Here is a 16,094-nt window from a genome sequence, read left to right as displayed (position 1 = left end):
TTGGTAAGCCAGGCGCCTACTTTTGAATATTCACAACACTTTCTATCTGGGGCGCATATTTTTTAATGGTCATTTCCACCCCAGATTTGAGGGTCATTTGGTTCACCGTGCAATCTACACAAGCGCCTTCCAGACGAACTTTAACCAATCGATCGTTCTCTATAGAGATAAGGGAAATGTTACCCCCGTCACTCTCCAAGAATGGTCGAATTTCGGCAAGGGCTTTTTCTACGTTTAATTTAACTTCTTCGCTCGTCATTTATTTCTTTTTAACTGCACTACATCCCGCCATTGTTGTAATCTTAATGGCTTCAGTTGGAGGCAGACTCTTGTTTCTATTTACTGTTTCCTGAACCATATTTCGGGTAATATTTTCAAAAGCTGTTTCAAGTGGCGTTGCTGATTGTAAAGCTGCCGGGCGACCGATATCACCGGACTCACGTAAACTTTGCACTAATGGAATTTCACCTAAAAACGGGGCATCTATATCTTCTGAAAGATTTTTAGCACCTTCCTTACCGAAAATATAATATTTATTTTCAGGAAGTTCTTCGGGAGTAAAATACGCCATATTCTCAACTATTCCCAAAACTGGCACATTTATACTTTCTTGGCGGAACATAGCAACCCCCTTTTTCGCATCTGCTAAAGCCACATTCTGCGGTGTACTTACCACAACCGCGCCGGTTATTGGAAGTGATTGCATAATAGATAGGTGAATATCCCCTGTTCCTGGAGGAAGATCTATTAATAGAAAATCCAAATCGCCCCAGGCTGCATCAAAAATCATTTGATTCAGTGCTTTTGCAGCCATTGGTCCACGCCAGACTACTGCCTGGTTAGGTTTAGTAAAAAAACCAATAGAAAGAACTTTTACCCCGTAATTTTCTACAGGTTTCATTTTTGATTTTCCATCCACATTAACCGAAAGTGGTTTTTCGGTTTCTACATCAAACATCATTGGAATCGATGGACCATAAATATCGGCATCCAAAATCCCTACTTTAAAACCCATTTTGGATAAAGTCACTGCGAGATTAGCGGTTACAGTAGATTTGCCTACACCTCCCTTTCCAGAAGCGACGGCTATGATATTGGAAATACCAGGAATAGCTTTCCCTTTAATCTCCGGTTTTTTATCAGCAGATTCAACTTTTATATTTACTTTAACTTTGGCTTTTGGCTCCACATGCTCGTGGATAGCTTTCATAATATCAACCTCGGCCCGTTTTTTTATGTGTAAAGCAGGGTTATGCAGCACCAGGTCTACAACCACCTCATCGCCAAAGGTCATTATATTCTGAACAGCACCACTTTCCACCATATTTTTACCTTCACCGGCTACAGAAATGGTTTCTAAGGATTTTAATATTTCTTTCCTGTCTAGCTTCATTTATAAAATTTTATAATCTTGAAAAGATCAAGATGTTTTTTTGCTGAATTAAAGAGTCTTCTAATTAAACTCACCAGCTTATATAGATTCATTCTAAACGCAAATATAGGGGTAAAAGCTAAGAATACGAAGTATTTGTCTATAATTGATGTATGGTTTAACTGGCCTCCGATTGCAGATCAATTGACTAGGGTTCAGGGGTCGCAGAATTCAAGAATAGCAATTACTCATCCCATTTTTATTTCGTGTCTGATTATGTCCCAAAAATAACCAGTCGATATACTTCTTCCTTGTTTTAAGATATTTTAACTGCATTTATATCCCTATGGTGTATATTTTAAATTTGGCAATTTAAAAAAGAATCTACCCCTTGTAAGCAGTATTGGGATCATAAGATCCTTGGATATGCTTATATAGTTTGTTCAATTTAGGAAGCCTTTTCAAAGGTAATTGACTAATATATATTTTCACAAGGGTAGTGTTTGTCGCATATACACCGGCTGAATTAATGAATTGGTTTTACCCTCCAATATTCAAACTTTCAGAACAAAATTTTAGCTCAAATCTTTCATAGGATCCCAAAAATGTTTTTCAAAATCCTGTACCTTATTATCTTTTACTTTAATTCCTTCAGAGGCCAGCAATTCCTCCATGGCGCTATGATCACCAAAATGGCTTTTCCCTGTAAGCAAGCCATTTCTATTCACGACACGGTGCGCAGGGATATCCTCAGTATTTTTAACTTTATTCATAGCGTAACCAACCATACGGGCACTTTTTGCAGCACCTACGCTTTTTGCGATTGCGCCGTAAGAAGTGACTTTTCCTTTGGGGATTTGTCTTACTACCCCATAAACGCGATCAAAAAAATTAGATTGCAAGGTCATTTTTTTTAAGAATAATAGATTCGTAAAAGCGTTACAATTACCAGCACCAACATTAAGGCTGCCATAAAGTAGTTGGAATATTTAGAAAATGCCTCAGCTTGTTTCTCTATTCTAATAAAAGAGATTACGTATAGATAAAGTGTGGTAAAAGTTCCCGTGGAGGCCGCTAAAACAAAAGCAAAAATTCGAGACCAATCATAGGCATCACCAGTACCTATATCTAATGCTCCAGCAATAGCCACAAAATAAGGAATAGGAAAGATATTTAGCGCAGCGACAAGCATTCCTTTAAAAATGCTATTAGAATTTGCTTTGCTAGATTTATGTTCTATTCCTCCGCGTTTCTTTGCCTGGATAAAAAAGTAAACCGTCAAGAGAATAAAAATTACCAGCCCAGCGCGCAGTAGAATATTTTGCACAAATTCATTACCGAAAATATATTTAGCCAGTAATACAGCTACGGTAGCCTGAATAATCACAACAATTGTAGCACCTAAGCAAACGTAAAGTCCATTTTTCTTACCTTTTTCCACACAGGTTTTAGCAACTGTCATATTCACCAAACCTGGTGGCACTACCCCGAGTAAGGCTGCGAAATAAGTAATTAGAAAAAGTTTTGTTTCCTCCAAAGAGACTTATTTAATCCTAAATTGAATATAAGTTATAGGTTTTCCCTGGTTAAGATACTGTTTTTCATAGAAAGTTTGGATCTCTGTAACCGCTTTAGGTGAATATTCATTTTTGTAGATATCGTGGTGGGCATATATAATCTCGTGACCTTCCCCGTGAAGCAGGCCTAGGGTATAGCCGTGCATAAATTCGCTATCGGTTTTAAGATTCACCAGTCCTTCAGGTTTCAAAATATATTTATATTTCTGAAGAAATTTAGTATTGGTCAACCTGTGCTTGGTACGCTTGTATTTTATTTGAGGATCCGGAAAGGTAATCCAAATTTCATCTACCTCATTCTCGGCAAAAATACAATCTATTAATTCAATCTGAGTTCTTAGAAAAGCAACGTTCTTAAAATCACCTTCTATTGCAGTCTTTGCTCCGCGCCAAAACCTGGCACCTTTAATATCTATTCCAATAAAGTTCTTTGCAGCATCCTGTTTGGAAAGGCCAATGGTGTATTCGCCTTTTCCACAGCCTAATTCTAGTACTATAGGATTATCATTCTTAAAAAACTCCTGTTTCCATTTACCTTTTAAACTAAACTGATCTCTTTCCAATTCTTCTCGGGAGGGTTGGATAACGTTTTCAAATGCTTCGTTCTCCCTGAATCGTCTTAATTTATTTTTACTTCCCACGCCTTAATTTAATATTTTGGTAAAATTAAAGAAAATAGCGCACAGGCCATTAATAATATATTTGATATATGAATAAGAAGCGGATTTTAGTGGCGGTTTTAAACTGGGGTCTTGGACATGCTACACGCTGTATTCCTATAATCAACGAATTACAAAAGAATGATTTTGAAGTCTTAATTGCCTCTGATGGCTCTGCACTGGAATTATTAAAAAAGGAATTTCCATCCATGGAAAATTTTATACTTCCATCTTATCATATCTCCTACAGTAAATCTGGCAGTTCTTTCAAATGGAAATTAATTGCCGAAAGCCCCCGTATATTTAAAGCGATAAAACAGGAGAAAAAAATTATTGAAAGCCTTGTTAAAGAATATCATATAAATGGAATTATTTCAGATAACCGACCAGGCTGCAGGTATAAACATATAAAATGTGCTTTTATAACACATCAGTTTAACGTCCTAAGTGGAAATACTACTTATTTAAGCAGTAAACTTCACCAGAAATACATTTCAAATTTTGATGAATGCTGGATTCCCGACGTAGCCGGAATTCATAACCTAAGTGGAGTTATGGGGCATATGAAGGAAATGCCCAAAAATGTAAAATACATAGGCCCTCTAAGCCGTTTCCATAAACTACCACAGAAAACAAAATACAAATACGCAATAATCTTATCTGGACCCGAACCTCAGCGAACTATCTTAGAAGAAAAATTACTGGTTGCCTTCGAAAAATCAGATAAAAAGATCATTTTTATTAGAGGCGTTATAGACGATACAGTTAATTCTTCGGTAAACAAAAATATTGTTATAAAAAATTATTTGACTTCTAAGGAGCTTGAGCGAGCAATTCTTAGTAGTGAAATTGTCATTTGTCGTTCAGGATATTCTAGCATTATGGATTTAGCAAAATTGGAAAAAAAGGTATTTTTTATTCCAACACCAGGGCAATTCGAACAGGAATATTTAGCCAGAAGATTTATGAATTTAGGTATTGCTCCATTTTGCACCCAGGAAAGTTTTGAACTCTCTCAACTAGAAAAGGTAGACGATTTTTCAAGCTTGAAAAGGATCGACTTCGAGATCAATTTCAGGAATATTTTTACTCTTTTCCAGGGTAAATGAAAATTCACTTCCCACGCCAAAAACACTTTCTACATAAATTTTCTCATCATGAGCCTCAATTATATGTTTAACAATGGAGAGACCTAGACCAGATCCACCTTCCTTTCTTGAACCACTTTTATCCACGCGGTAAAAACGTTCAAAGACACGAGGCAAATTGTCCTTTTCGATACCCTCACCATTATCTGTGACACGAACAATAACCTTGTTTTTAATGAGGTTTTCTATACTAATTTCTGTAGTTCCACCTCCCTTTCCATATTTAATGGAGTTTACAATTAAATTGGTTAACACCTGCTGAATCCTATCTCTATCTGCATAGACCCAAATAGGTGCTTCATAATCAATATCGAAGGTCAGCGTAATATTTTTCTTTAAAGCTTTCATTTCTAAAAGATCAAAAGAACTTTGAACAAGATCTACGATATTAAAATCCTCTTTCTCTAAATGAAGATCCCCTGTTTCCAGCTTGGTAATCATATCTAAGTCGCGAACTATATAAATTAGGCGTTCTACACCTTTACTGGCACGTTGCAGGTATTTTTTTCGCACCGCTTTATCTTTCATTGCACCATCCAAAAGCGTAAGAATATATCCCTGAACAGTAAAAAGAGGTGTTTTAAGTTCATGAGAAACGTTTCCCATGAATTCTTTTCTATATTCCTCACGAACTTTTAACGTGTCTATTTCCAGCTTCTTGTCCTTTGTGAATTTTTCGACTTCACGAGTAAGTGTTGCCATATCGGTAGTGACCTGACTTGGTTTTAAGGTAGTAGAATCTAAAAGGGAAACATTATCGTAAATCTTTTTAATTCGTTTATAAATAAAATGTTCTACCCTATATTGAATAATAAAGAAACAAACTAAATATGTAATTAAAATAAAGCTGAAAAACGGCTTAATTATAAGGCCAGTTGTGAAATGAGCAAACCCCGCTAACACCACACTCAAAAAAAGCGTGATATACAGAGAAGTCTTTATTGCGAATTTATATGAGCGTTTAAACTTTTTTGCCATTAAACAACAAACTTGTAGCCTACTCCTTTAACAGTTTTAAAACATTCGTCCCCAATTTTCTCTCGAAGTTTCCTGATATGAACATCTATAGTTCGCCCACCTACTATTACTTCTGCACCCCAGACATTATCTAAGATATCTTCTCTCTTAAAAACTTTTCCAGGTTTTGAGGCTAATAAAGAAAGTAATTCGAATTCCTTTCTGGGCAAGATAATTTCTTCTCCATCCTTGATTATCTTATATTCATCCCTATTGATAATTAGATCTTTTATTTTTACAATATTCGAGGAAGCGGTATCATCTTTAAACCTTCTAAGAAGAGCTTTTACTTTACTTACTAAGACTTTGGGTTTTATAGGTTTGGTAATATAATCGTCGGCACCAGCATCAAAACCAGCCATTTGTGAATAATCTTCACCACGTGCAGTAAGAAAAGTTATAATTGTTTCTTCCAGTTCCGGGAGTTTTCTTATTTGTGCACAAGCTTCAATCCCATCCATTTCTGGCATCATAACATCTAGAATAATCAACTGTGGCTTTTTCTTCTTAGCAATTTTCACAGCGTCGGCACCATTATCGGCAGTAATTACCTGGTATCCTTCTGCCGAAAGGTTATACCCAACAATTTCCAGGATATCTGGCTCATCGTCTACCAGTAAGATTTTAATGTCCTTTTTTTTCATTTTGGTTAAGTTGAATTGGTAAATACGAGGTAAAAGTAACCATAAATTTGAACTTTAGTAACCTCTACATCTTTGGTAACCTTAAGCTAACATTATAATCATAAACACATAATTTGTACTTAACAAAGGCTTTACAATACTGCCGTTAATTTGCGCCAGAGAACTAAACACAGAAATGAAGAATTATCTATCTATCCTTACCCTGCTTTTTTTAAGTATGGTTATGCAATCACAAGAAGAAACAACCGGTACAATTGCCGGAAAATTATCTGACAATGAAGTAGAGGGCCAGCCTCTTCCTTTTGCTAATGTAATTATAAAGGAAATAAATAAGGGAACAACTACAGATTTTGACGGATTATATTCCTTGAAAAATATTGAGCCTGGCACCTATACCGTTGAATTTAGCTTTGTAGGTTACGAAACTTTGCAGGTTCCAAATGTAGAAGTTGTTGCTGGTAAAGTAACCGAAGTAAACACCGGAATTGGAGCAAGCGCTGCTTCTCTTGATGAGGTCATTATCTCTACTGTTTCCAGGCAGGATTCTGAAGTTGCCTTACTTCTGGAACAGAAAAGCGCTATTCAAATTAAGGAAAGTATTGGTGCTCAGGAATTAGCCAAAATTGGGGTTTCTAATGCCGGTACAGCGACTACCAAAATAGCAGGAGTTACCAGTAGTGAAGCTTCTGGAGATATTTTTGTAAGAGGTTTGGGCGATCGTTACCTATACACTACCTTAAACGGTTTACCAATTCCATCTGACGATGTGGATCGTAAAAATATTGATCTAAGTCTCTTCTCAACGCGCGTTATTAAAAGTGTAGGAATAACTAAAACATATTCACCTTCTTATTCTGCAGACCAGGCTTCTGGAAATATAAATATTGAATCCCGGGAATTGGTAGGAAGTGAAGAACTTGACCTGGGAATTAAAGTTGGTGTAAATACAAATGCCGCAGGACAGTTTGGAAATTTTAAAGTAAGTCCTAATCAAGAGAATGTTTATGTTGGTTTCCATCAGCAAAATATCCCAATTGAATACACCCTTTATAATCAATCATGGGACCCCCAAACAGCAGAATTTCCTATTAATAGAAGATATGCATTAACTGCTGGAAAGAAATTTGGCGATAAGCTAAAAATGCTTTTAACAGCATCACACTCTAACGAATTTGAATACCGTGCAGGAATATTTACCGAATATAGAAACAATAACCGTTACGATTATTTCACAGATGTAGAGAGCTACACGAAGACGGACAATACCACCGGTTTATTAGATATACTGTACGAATTTAATGATAATCACGAACTAAAAGCCACTAGCCTTTTTATAAACAAACTTACCGATGAAGTATATGAAAGTGGTAGAAACGGTGAGGGCGTTGTTTTCGAAGAAACCAACCCAGCAGAGGGACTTAACCAGTTTGTACGTGATCAAAATATCACCCAAACCAGAATATGGATAAATCAATTGCACGGTACACATAATTTTTTCAGTAATAATGAGTTGAATTGGGGCGTAGGCTACAACCTTGTTAATGCAGATGAACCAAATCGTATTAGAAACGAGGTGAATTTTGATGGTGAAGAGTTTATTCAATTAGGAAGAACAGGAGGTTATCAACAAAGAAAATCATCGCAAAAAATTGAGGACCATGAAATTAATGCTTATATAGAGGACAGGATTACTTTTTCTAATACAATAGAAGAAGACAGCAAGATGGTTTTTGTAGATTTCGGAGGAAGTTTCCGAAATAAACAAAGAGATTTTGTTTCTCGTTTTTTTGGAGTTATAGAAAGACCCACCAACACTTTTAACCCCAACTCATTAGACAATCTGTCCACTATTTTTACCATAGATAATTTTAGAAGTGAAAACCTTGAAATTAATGAGCTTACCCCAGATTTTTATCAGGGTGAATTACAATCTTATGGTGGGTTTGTAAATTTTAATTACGGACAGGATAACTGGAATGTTAATCTTGGAGCAAGGTTTCAGGAAGATGAGATCAATGTAGATTTCAGGGTGAACAATTACCCGGCAAACCGCCCACAGTTTTCCAATAAATCTTATAGCAATATTTACCCGGCATTAAATGTAAAATACTCTCCTGGTGACAACTCCAATATTAGGTTTTCAGCAAGCCGAACTATCACTCTGCCAGAATTTAAGGAAATTGCTCCATTTGAGTATGTTTCACAAACTGGACAGGTAACCAGAGGAAATCCAGATTTAGAAGCTTCCAATAACTTAAATTTCGATTTGAAATATGAATTTTTCCCAACTTCAGGTCAACTTGTTTCCTTAACGGGATTCTATAAAAATATTAAAGATCCTATTAACAAAGTTCAGGATAGGGGTTCTGCAGGTGTATTTTCTTATTTCAATGCAGGAGAAGAAGCAAATATCTATGGCTTAGAACTTGAAACAAGATTAAATGTAATTGATAATGAAAGTCCTGAAGGTTTAGATCTGGAACTTGCTTTTAATGCAACTAGAATGTGGCATAAACAAGGACTTAAAGATGTATATGAAGATGGTACTTTTATAAGAACCTTTAGATACAATAATAAAAGCGAAATAGGTTTACAGGGAGCATCAGATTGGATCTTCAACAGTTCCTTAAATTTTTCTACAGAATCAGAAGATCCATTTAGGGCTTCTTTAGTAGGAAATTATGCTTCGGACAAAATATATGCATTAGGCGCACCAGAGGCGCAAACGCAGGAAAATGTTTTTTACAACGATGAAATTATAGAAAAAGGCTTTGTAACCTTAGACCTTGTAGTAAGCAAAAGCTTTGGAGATCACTGGGATCTTCAATTTCAGGGTGAAAACCTTTTAAACCCCGAAATAGAGAGAGTACAGGATATTAGGCCTAGTTCTACAGGTATAGAAACTACACAAACGGTAAGGTCTTACACTAGAGGTGCAATTTTTAGCCTTGGAGTCAACTATTCATTTTAACCATAAATATTTAACCATTCAATTTTATTAAAACTTAGATTATGAAAAACTTTAAAAGAAGATTTCTATCAGCATTCAGCCTTTTTCTAGGGCTTACCATCATGGGCTGTAGCTCCGATGACGATTTTGAAAGACTGGATGACGACGATCCAACTCCAGTAGGAGAAGGAACCGAACTAAATGGCAGTTTGGAAGAAGATCGAACGCTAGATGCTAGTGAAACTTATAATCTTACAGGTGTTTATTCTGTTGAAACAGGCGCTACATTAACAATTCCTGCCGGTACTGAAATTGTTGCAGATACTGATGAAGATGCTACAGGTGTTTATATCGTTGTTCAAAAAGGAGCTATGATAGATATCCAGGGTACATCTTCAGCTCCTGTAATTATGAGGTCTTCTAACGGCGAGCGAGGAAGCTGGGGTGGACTTGTTATTGCCGGTAATGCAGAAACTACAGCTGGTGTTGATGCAACGGCAGAAGTTGGAGGTATCATTTATGGCGGAAGCGACCCTGCAGACAATTCAGGTTCTATAGAATATCTTGTAATTACTGATGCTGGAGCGCAAATAAATTCAGAATCACAATACAACGGACTTTCACTTTATGCCGTTGGTTCAGGAACAACCATAGAAAACATTGCAATCTTAAATGGTTCCGATGATGGGGTTGAATTCTTTGGAGGTTCGGTATCAGCTAATAATCTTTACTTAGAGAATAATGAAGATGATGCTATCGACTGGACCGAGGCCTGGAACGGGAAAGCTAGCAATTCATACGTATTACACAGCATTGAGAACTTTTCTACTGCAATAGAAGCCGATGGTGTTGACGGAAATCCAACTATAGAGAATTTTACTGCTGTTTCTTCTACTGGAGGTCTTGCCTTACAGTTTAAAGCACAATCAGGAGCAACTATTACTGGACTTTCACTTTCTGGATACGATACTGCTTTAGATATAGCCGAAGAAACAAGAACAGACCTTTCAGCAATAAAAATAAATGGTGCTACTGCTGAATTGGATATGGAGTATACTGCCACACCAACTGTAGAAGCTTCAATATTTGATTGGGTAGATAATCGCGGAAGTTTATCTGTACTTCCTGGTACTATTGATGAAGATTATACTTTAGATGCAAATTCAGAATATGTCATTAATGGTATAGTTTCTATAGAAGATGGCGCGAAACTAACAATTCCAGCAGGAACTAAAATTACCGCAAGAAGTGATGATAATGAGGCAGGGAGCAGTATTTACATGGTAGTTCAAAAAGGAGCAATGATAGATATTCAGGGAACTGAAGATAACCCAGTAGTAATGTCTTCTACTACAGGAGAAGCTGGAAGCTGGGGTGGGCTTGTAATTGCCGGGAATGCTGAAACCACAGCGGGAGTTGATGCCACGGCAGAAGTTGGCGGTATCATTTATGGAGGTGATAACCCAGAGGACAATTCTGGTTCTATCAACTATCTCATACTTTCTGATGCAGGGGCACAAATTAATTCAGAGTCTCAGTACAATGGTCTATCACTATACGCAGTTGGTTCCGGAACAAGTATTGAAAATATCGCTATTCTTAATGGATTGGATGATGGTGTTGAATTTTTTGGAGGATCAGTGTCTGCCAGTAATCTTTATTTAGAAAACAATGAAGATGATGCTGTAGACTGGACAGAAGCCTGGAATGGTAAAATAACCAATACCTACGTTTACCATAGCATAGAAAACTTTTCTACCGCACTTGAAGCAGATGGTGTTAATGGTTTTCCAATAATTGAGAATTTTACCGCAGTATCTGAAACAGGCGGCCTTGCTTTACAATTTAAGGCACAATCTGGTGCTATTATAACTGGTCTTTCACTTTCCGGATACGACACTGCAATTGATATAACCGAAGATGGAAGAACTGATCTTTCAGCAATTGAAATCGAAGGGGAAATTGCAACATTAGATGCAATCTACGACGCTGACGCCAGTGTCGATATAGCTGTGTTTGACTGGGTAGAGTAATTGAATATACTTTATTGTTATATAATTTTTTAGCCAAGAAAAAGGCTGTCCAAATGGGCAGCCTTTTTTAATAAAAAATTAATATTTATTACACAATAAATCTGGCAAGATTTTTGAATTTTTATTGTAAGTTTGTAAAAACCTCTATAATAAAGAATGAAGCAATACTACTTCTATACTTTCATATTGGCTGTTTTCCTCTCATTCACCGCTCCAAACGCAGCGAATGCTCAGGAGAAAACCAGTTCTGGGAATAGGACAGAAATTCCTATAGAGGGTCTGTCTATATATCCCAACCCGGTTACCAATGGCAAAGTTTATATCAGTACTTCTCAAAATAAAGAAAAGGATATCCTAATCTATAATGTTTTAGGTAAACCTGTGCACCGCACTAAAATAAGAGGAAAGGAGCTGGATGTTTCTAACCTTAGCCCGGGAATTTATATTTTAAAAATTAAAGAGGAAAGAGCCACTGCTACCAGAAAACTGGTAGTCAGGTAAAATTCTTTTCTTAGGTCTTTCCGGTATTTCTTAACTTCACTTTTCAAAAATTAATCCTCAGGAATGTTATCTGAAAGAGTTTTTAATATTTCTAATCGAAAAGATTTTATTAAAATAACGCTCGAAGTATTTTCATATCAATTTCAGTATAACAAAGTATACAGAAAATTTTGTGAGCTCTTAAAGCGAAACCCTAAAAACGTTACAAGCATTGAGGAAATTCCTTTCTTGCCCATTGAATTTTTTAAAAAAGAAAAAGTAATCTCCGGGGAAAATTCAGAAGAAATTATTTTCACCAGCAGCGGAACTACAAGCGATACTCCCAGTAAACACTATGTAACCGATCTAAAAGTTTATGAGGAAAGTTTCTTAAGAGCCTTTCGATTATTCTACGGTGAGCCTGAAGATTTGGTTATTTTAGCACTTCTACCATCATATCTGGAACGTAAAGGCTCATCGCTCATTTATATGGCTGATAATTTAATTAAACGTAGTAAATACCGCGAAAGTGGATTTTACTTAGATAATCTTGATAAACTCCAAAAACAACTTAAAGAACTAGATCAAGCCGGAAAAAAAATCCTTTTACTTGGCGTTTCTTTTGCTTTACTTGATCTAGTTGAAACTTACCATTTTGATTTAAAAAATACCATCGTGATGGAAACAGGTGGAATGAAAGGTAGACGGAAAGAAATGATAAGGGAAGAATTACACCAAATTCTGGCTAAAGGTTTTGGTCTGCAGGAAGTCAATAGCGAATACGGAATGACAGAACTTCTTTCTCAAGCATATTCTATAGGGGATGGCATTTTTGAAACACCTCCATGGATGAAAATCCTTATTCGAGATCCCGAAGATCCTTTGAGTTACTTCCCTAAGAATAAGACTGGCGGATTAAATGTAATAGACCTGGCTAATTTTAACTCTTGTTCATTCATTGCTACTCAAGATTTAGGCAGAAAAGTTAAGGACGACAACACGGAAATTCTTGGAAGATTCGATAATAGTGATATTCGGGGATGTAATCTTTTAATGTTGTGACTTATAGCCACTGAACACCATCTAATAAAAAGCTAAATATCAGAATTTTATAGTTAAAGTATGCTAAATTCTGTAAATTTTTTAAAGCTCTATCGACTTACTAAATGTAAGATTAGATTTGAATAAATTGAATTGATTCTTACAGGCTAAGTGAAATTTTTTCATATTAGATTGGTTAGTTAGTTGCAAGCCCCATAGACCTTTTGTTTATGGGGCTTTGTAATTTATTAACTCAAATCACTCTAATTATATAGGTGTTCTTTTTCCCTTTATTAATAATAATATACTTATCATTGATAAGATCCTGAGAAGTAATTATATAATCTTCCTTCACTTTCTCTTTATTTACAGAAACTGAATTCTCTTTAAGCGCTCTCCTAGCTTCCCCGTTAGACTGTAAAAAATCAGTTTTTGCCGATAGAGCTGCGATCATATCCAATCCGTTTTCTATCTCAACTTTGGCAACTTCAGCTTGCGGCACACCTTCAAAAACGTCTAAAAAAGTAGCTTCATCTAAGGATTTTAGATCGGCAGTGGTACTTTTTCCAAAGAGCACCTCAGAAGCTTTTACCACGTTATCATAATCTTCTTTAGAGTGAACCATAATCGTTATTTCCTCTGCTAAAGTTTTCTGAAGTACACGCAAATGCGGCGCTTCTTTATGCTCTGCAACAATTTTCTCTATTTCGGATTTACTTAATAAAGTAAAAATTTTTATATATTTTTCAGCATCAGTATCACTTGTATTTAACCAGTACTGGTAAAATTTATAAGGCGAAGTGCGCTTTGGATCTAACCAAACATTTCCGCCTTCGGTTTTGCCAAATTTCGTCCCATCAGCTTTCGTAATTAATGGGCAGGTTAAAGCGTAACCTTTTCCATTTCCTATACGACGAATCATTTCTGTACCAGTTGTGATATTTCCCCACTGGTCGCTTCCCCCCATTTGCAACGTACAATCATTTTCTCTGAATAAATGCAGAAAATCATAACCTTGAACAAGTTGATAAGTAAACTCCGTAAAGGACATTCCTTCAGCAGCTTCAGAAGACAAGCGTTTCTTAACTGAATCTTTGGCCATCATATAATTCACCGTAATATGCTTCCCGACATCACGAATAAATTCAAGAAAACTGAAATTCTTCATCCAATCGTAATTATTAACCATAGCAGCGGCATTCTTCTGCTTATTTCCAAATTCTAAAAACTTGGACAGCTGATCTTTTATGGCCTGCTGGTTATGACGCAAGGTTTTTTCATCAAGTAAATTTCGTTCTGCAGATTTCCCTGATGGGTCACCAATCATGCCTGTAGCACCACCAATTAAAGCATATGGCTTGTGACCGCAAAGCTGAAAATGCCGAAGCATCATCACACTAACCAGGTGCCCAATGTGTAGGGAATCGGCAGTAGGATCAATCCCAACATAAGCGGCGCGCATACCTTCTTTCAAATGTTCTTCAGTGCCAGGCATTACATCGTGCAACATGCCTCTCCAGGTAAGTTCTTCTACAAAGTTCTTATTCATAATTCCAGTAATTTAACTCAAAAATAGCCGTAAAGATACCATAAACTCTTATTTTTCCTAAGTCGTTTTGGTATATTTACCAAATGATTTTAGTAACAGGCGGCACCGGACTGGTAGGTTCACATTTATTGCTGAATTTATTAAAAGCCGGTAAAAAAGTTAGAGCGCTTCATAGAAAAAACAGCGACCTCGCATCGGTTAAACACGTTTTCAATTATTATAATTCTCCCCAAGAGGATAACAAATCATTGTTTCATAAAATTGAATGGTTTGAAGCTGATATTACGGACATACCACGACTCACTAAAGCATTTAAAAATATAAAGCATGTTTATCACTGCGCCGCTTTAGTCTCTTTTGATCCTGCAGATGAAAGAAGATTACGAAAAGTCAACATTGAAGGCACCGCAAACATCGTTAACCTTTGTATCTCCAATAATATTGAGAAACTTTGTTATGTAAGCAGCGTTGCAGCTCTTGGCAGAAGTTTAAACAGCACGGAAATTACTGAGGAAACGACATGGAATGCTGAAGAGAACCATAGCGACTATGCAATTTCTAAATATGGCGCTGAAATTGAAACCTGGCGGGGTACTCAGGAAGGTGTTTCTACTGTAATAGTGAAACCGGGAATTATTATTGGGCCAGGGTTCTGGGATAGGGGTACTGGAAAAATTTTCTCAAGAATTGATAAGGGACTGAATTACTATTTCCCTAAAATCACTGGTTTTGTTGGAGTTAATGATGTTGTGAGGGTCATGCAAGAGCTTATGAACTCTGAAATTAAAAATGAAGATTACATCTTGATCTCAGAAAATATGAGTTTTAAATCTGTTTTAAAGCAGACTGCAGCTGCATTGGGTAAATCTGGCCCTAAAAAAGAAGTAAGGGAATGGATGCTCTGGGTGGCTTGGTTTTTTCAGAAAATAGGCGGGTTTTTTGGTGCGGAAAGAGGTATTACCAGAAATACGGTAAACACTTTATTTTACCACTCTATATATTCAAACAAAAAAATTAAAGCTAGACTCAGTTATAAATTTTCGCCTATGAAAAAGGTGATCACTGACACCGCGGAATTTTACAAGAAAGATAAATCTTAATTTCTGGATACTGGTTCAGGCAGACTGTCAGTAACTGTTCTATCAAGCGAATCCTTCTTATTATTTATAGCATCTATAATTTTTTGATTCCTTTTTTCTTCCGGGTTTAGTGAATCTTCTATTATTCTCAATGAATCTCGTTTTGCCTTGGAAATTGAGTCTCTAATACGTTCTTCCCGCTTCTGCAGGGAATCCAATTTCACTTTTATTCTTTCTAAATTCTGTTTCACACTATCATAAATACGTTGATAAATTTTATAATTATCAGCATAATAATCATTACTACGCCTAAGCTGAACACTATCTATGTTGTACTTCTCAAAAATATATTCTTCTCCTTCAATCCCTGTATTTTCATACATTCGCTTATTAAAATTTCTTGCCGACTGCATTAGGGAAATTTCAGCAATTATATCTACCATTTTTTCCTCGGGTATGAGGTCTTCAGGTTTTCCAGAATTACCAATATCCTGACAAGCAGTAAATATTACCGATATACAAAATAACAAAAATATTTTTTTTAA

15 protein-coding genes are annotated in these 16,094 nt (G+C 36.2%); 6 read left to right on the top strand and 9 right to left on the bottom strand.

Annotation, left to right across the window (positions count from 1 at the left end; all coding sequences use genetic code 11):
- Positions 1-16: 16 nt before the first annotated feature.
- The 5 genes from DET49_RS02050 to trmB form a co-directional block, all read right to left on the bottom strand.
- Entirely contained in the window at positions 17-259 is a 243-nt protein-coding gene (locus tag DET49_RS02050) for a NifU family protein (protein WP_133546495.1), read from the bottom strand.
- A complete protein-coding gene (locus DET49_RS02045; RefSeq protein ID WP_133546494.1) occupies positions 260-1,393 on the bottom strand; it encodes an Mrp/NBP35 family ATP-binding protein in 1,134 nt (377 codons plus the stop codon).
- A 554-nt stretch (positions 1,394-1,947) separates the two neighbouring features.
- Entirely contained in the window at positions 1,948-2,280 is a 333-nt protein-coding gene (locus DET49_RS02040; protein WP_133546493.1) for an MGMT family protein, read from the bottom strand.
- Between the two features lie 5 nt (positions 2,281-2,285).
- Positions 2,286-2,909: a LysE family translocator gene (locus DET49_RS02035; RefSeq protein WP_133546492.1), complete on the bottom strand. Its 624-nt coding sequence runs from the start codon at positions 2,907-2,909 to the stop codon at positions 2,286-2,288.
- Between the two features lie 6 nt (positions 2,910-2,915).
- Entirely contained in the window at positions 2,916-3,590 is a 675-nt protein-coding gene (trmB, locus tag DET49_RS02030) for a tRNA (guanosine(46)-N7)-methyltransferase TrmB (RefSeq protein ID WP_133546491.1), read from the bottom strand.
- Positions 3,591-3,658: 68 nt separating this feature from the next.
- Here trmB and DET49_RS02025 point away from each other — a divergent pair, with 68 nt between their 5' ends.
- Positions 3,659-4,717, top strand: coding sequence for a glycosyltransferase family protein (locus DET49_RS02025; RefSeq protein ID WP_133546490.1), 1,059 nt, complete (start codon positions 3,659-3,661; stop codon positions 4,715-4,717).
- On the opposite strand, the gene DET49_RS02020 is transcribed toward DET49_RS02025, so the two are convergent.
- Positions 4,649-5,734, bottom strand: coding sequence for a sensor histidine kinase (locus tag DET49_RS02020; protein WP_133546489.1), 1,086 nt, complete (start codon positions 5,732-5,734; stop codon positions 4,649-4,651). The genes DET49_RS02025 and DET49_RS02020 overlap by 69 nt on opposite strands.
- Positions 5,734-6,417 carry a response regulator transcription factor gene (locus tag DET49_RS02015; protein WP_133546488.1) on the bottom strand — a complete coding sequence of 228 codons (684 nt, stop codon included), beginning with the start codon at positions 6,415-6,417 and terminating at the stop codon, positions 5,734-5,736. The genes DET49_RS02020 and DET49_RS02015 overlap by 1 nt, the downstream gene beginning before the upstream one ends.
- Before the next feature lie 175 nt (positions 6,418-6,592).
- Between DET49_RS02015 and DET49_RS02010 the strand changes: the two genes are divergently transcribed.
- From DET49_RS02010 to DET49_RS01995, 4 genes are all read left to right on the top strand, one after another.
- Positions 6,593-9,388 (top strand): TonB-dependent receptor, encoded by a 2,796-nt coding sequence (locus DET49_RS02010; protein WP_133546487.1) that lies wholly within the window; start codon positions 6,593-6,595, stop codon positions 9,386-9,388.
- A 41-nt stretch (positions 9,389-9,429) separates the two neighbouring features.
- Positions 9,430-11,400, top strand: a complete 1,971-nt coding sequence (locus tag DET49_RS02005; RefSeq protein WP_133546486.1) for a hypothetical protein — start codon at positions 9,430-9,432, stop codon at positions 11,398-11,400.
- A 156-nt stretch (positions 11,401-11,556) separates the two neighbouring features.
- Positions 11,557-11,901 (top strand): T9SS type A sorting domain-containing protein, encoded by a 345-nt coding sequence (locus tag DET49_RS02000; RefSeq protein WP_133546485.1) that lies wholly within the window; start codon positions 11,557-11,559, stop codon positions 11,899-11,901.
- A gap of 63 nt (positions 11,902-11,964) precedes the next feature.
- Positions 11,965-12,942 carry an acyl transferase gene (locus DET49_RS01995; RefSeq protein WP_133546484.1) on the top strand — a complete coding sequence of 326 codons (978 nt, stop codon included), beginning with the start codon at positions 11,965-11,967 and terminating at the stop codon, positions 12,940-12,942.
- A 232-nt stretch (positions 12,943-13,174) separates the two neighbouring features.
- Here the strand turns inward: DET49_RS01995 and tyrS are convergent, their stop codons facing one another.
- Positions 13,175-14,470, bottom strand: coding sequence for a tyrosine--tRNA ligase (gene tyrS / locus DET49_RS01990; protein WP_133546483.1), 1,296 nt, complete (start codon positions 14,468-14,470; stop codon positions 13,175-13,177).
- Positions 14,471-14,553: 83 nt separating this feature from the next.
- Here tyrS and DET49_RS01985 point away from each other — a divergent pair, with 83 nt between their 5' ends.
- Positions 14,554-15,570, top strand: a complete 1,017-nt coding sequence (locus DET49_RS01985; protein ID WP_133546482.1) for an NAD-dependent epimerase/dehydratase family protein — start codon at positions 14,554-14,556, stop codon at positions 15,568-15,570.
- Here DET49_RS01985 and DET49_RS01980 read toward each other — a convergent pair.
- Positions 15,567-16,079: a DUF4296 domain-containing protein gene (locus DET49_RS01980; RefSeq protein WP_166636523.1), complete on the bottom strand. Its 513-nt coding sequence runs from the start codon at positions 16,077-16,079 to the stop codon at positions 15,567-15,569. The genes DET49_RS01985 and DET49_RS01980 overlap by 4 nt on opposite strands.
- Positions 16,080-16,094: the final 15 nt, after the last annotated feature.

The organism is Salegentibacter sp. 24 (genome assembly GCF_004362395.1).
Taxonomy (GTDB): domain Bacteria; phylum Bacteroidota; class Bacteroidia; order Flavobacteriales; family Flavobacteriaceae; genus Salegentibacter.
This window is presented reverse-complemented; position numbering and strand designations above follow the sequence as displayed.

Coding starts and splice junctions, on each gene's coding strand:
- DET49_RS02050 (WP_133546495.1), bottom strand. CDS start 259: ATGACGAGCGAAGAAGTTAAATTAAACGTAGAAAAAGCCCTTGCCGAA.
- DET49_RS02045 (WP_133546494.1), bottom strand. CDS start 1,393: ATGAAGCTAGACAGGAAAGAAATATTAAAATCCTTAGAAACCATTTCT.
- DET49_RS02040 (WP_133546493.1), bottom strand. CDS start 2,280: ATGACCTTGCAATCTAATTTTTTTGATCGCGTTTATGGGGTAGTAAGA.
- DET49_RS02025 (WP_133546490.1), top strand. CDS start 3,659: ATGAATAAGAAGCGGATTTTAGTGGCGGTTTTAAACTGGGGTCTTGGA.
- DET49_RS02020 (WP_133546489.1), bottom strand. CDS start 5,734: ATGGCAAAAAAGTTTAAACGCTCATATAAATTCGCAATAAAGACTTCT.
- DET49_RS02015 (WP_133546488.1), bottom strand. CDS start 6,417: ATGAAAAAAAAGGACATTAAAATCTTACTGGTAGACGATGAGCCAGAT.
- DET49_RS02010 (WP_133546487.1), top strand. CDS start 6,593: ATGAAGAATTATCTATCTATCCTTACCCTGCTTTTTTTAAGTATGGTT.
- DET49_RS02005 (WP_133546486.1), top strand. CDS start 9,430: ATGAAAAACTTTAAAAGAAGATTTCTATCAGCATTCAGCCTTTTTCTA.
- DET49_RS02000 (WP_133546485.1), top strand. CDS start 11,557: ATGAAGCAATACTACTTCTATACTTTCATATTGGCTGTTTTCCTCTCA.
- DET49_RS01995 (WP_133546484.1), top strand. CDS start 11,965: ATGTTATCTGAAAGAGTTTTTAATATTTCTAATCGAAAAGATTTTATT.
- tyrS (WP_133546483.1), bottom strand. CDS start 14,470: ATGAATAAGAACTTTGTAGAAGAACTTACCTGGAGAGGCATGTTGCAC.
- DET49_RS01985 (WP_133546482.1), top strand. CDS start 14,554: ATGATTTTAGTAACAGGCGGCACCGGACTGGTAGGTTCACATTTATTG.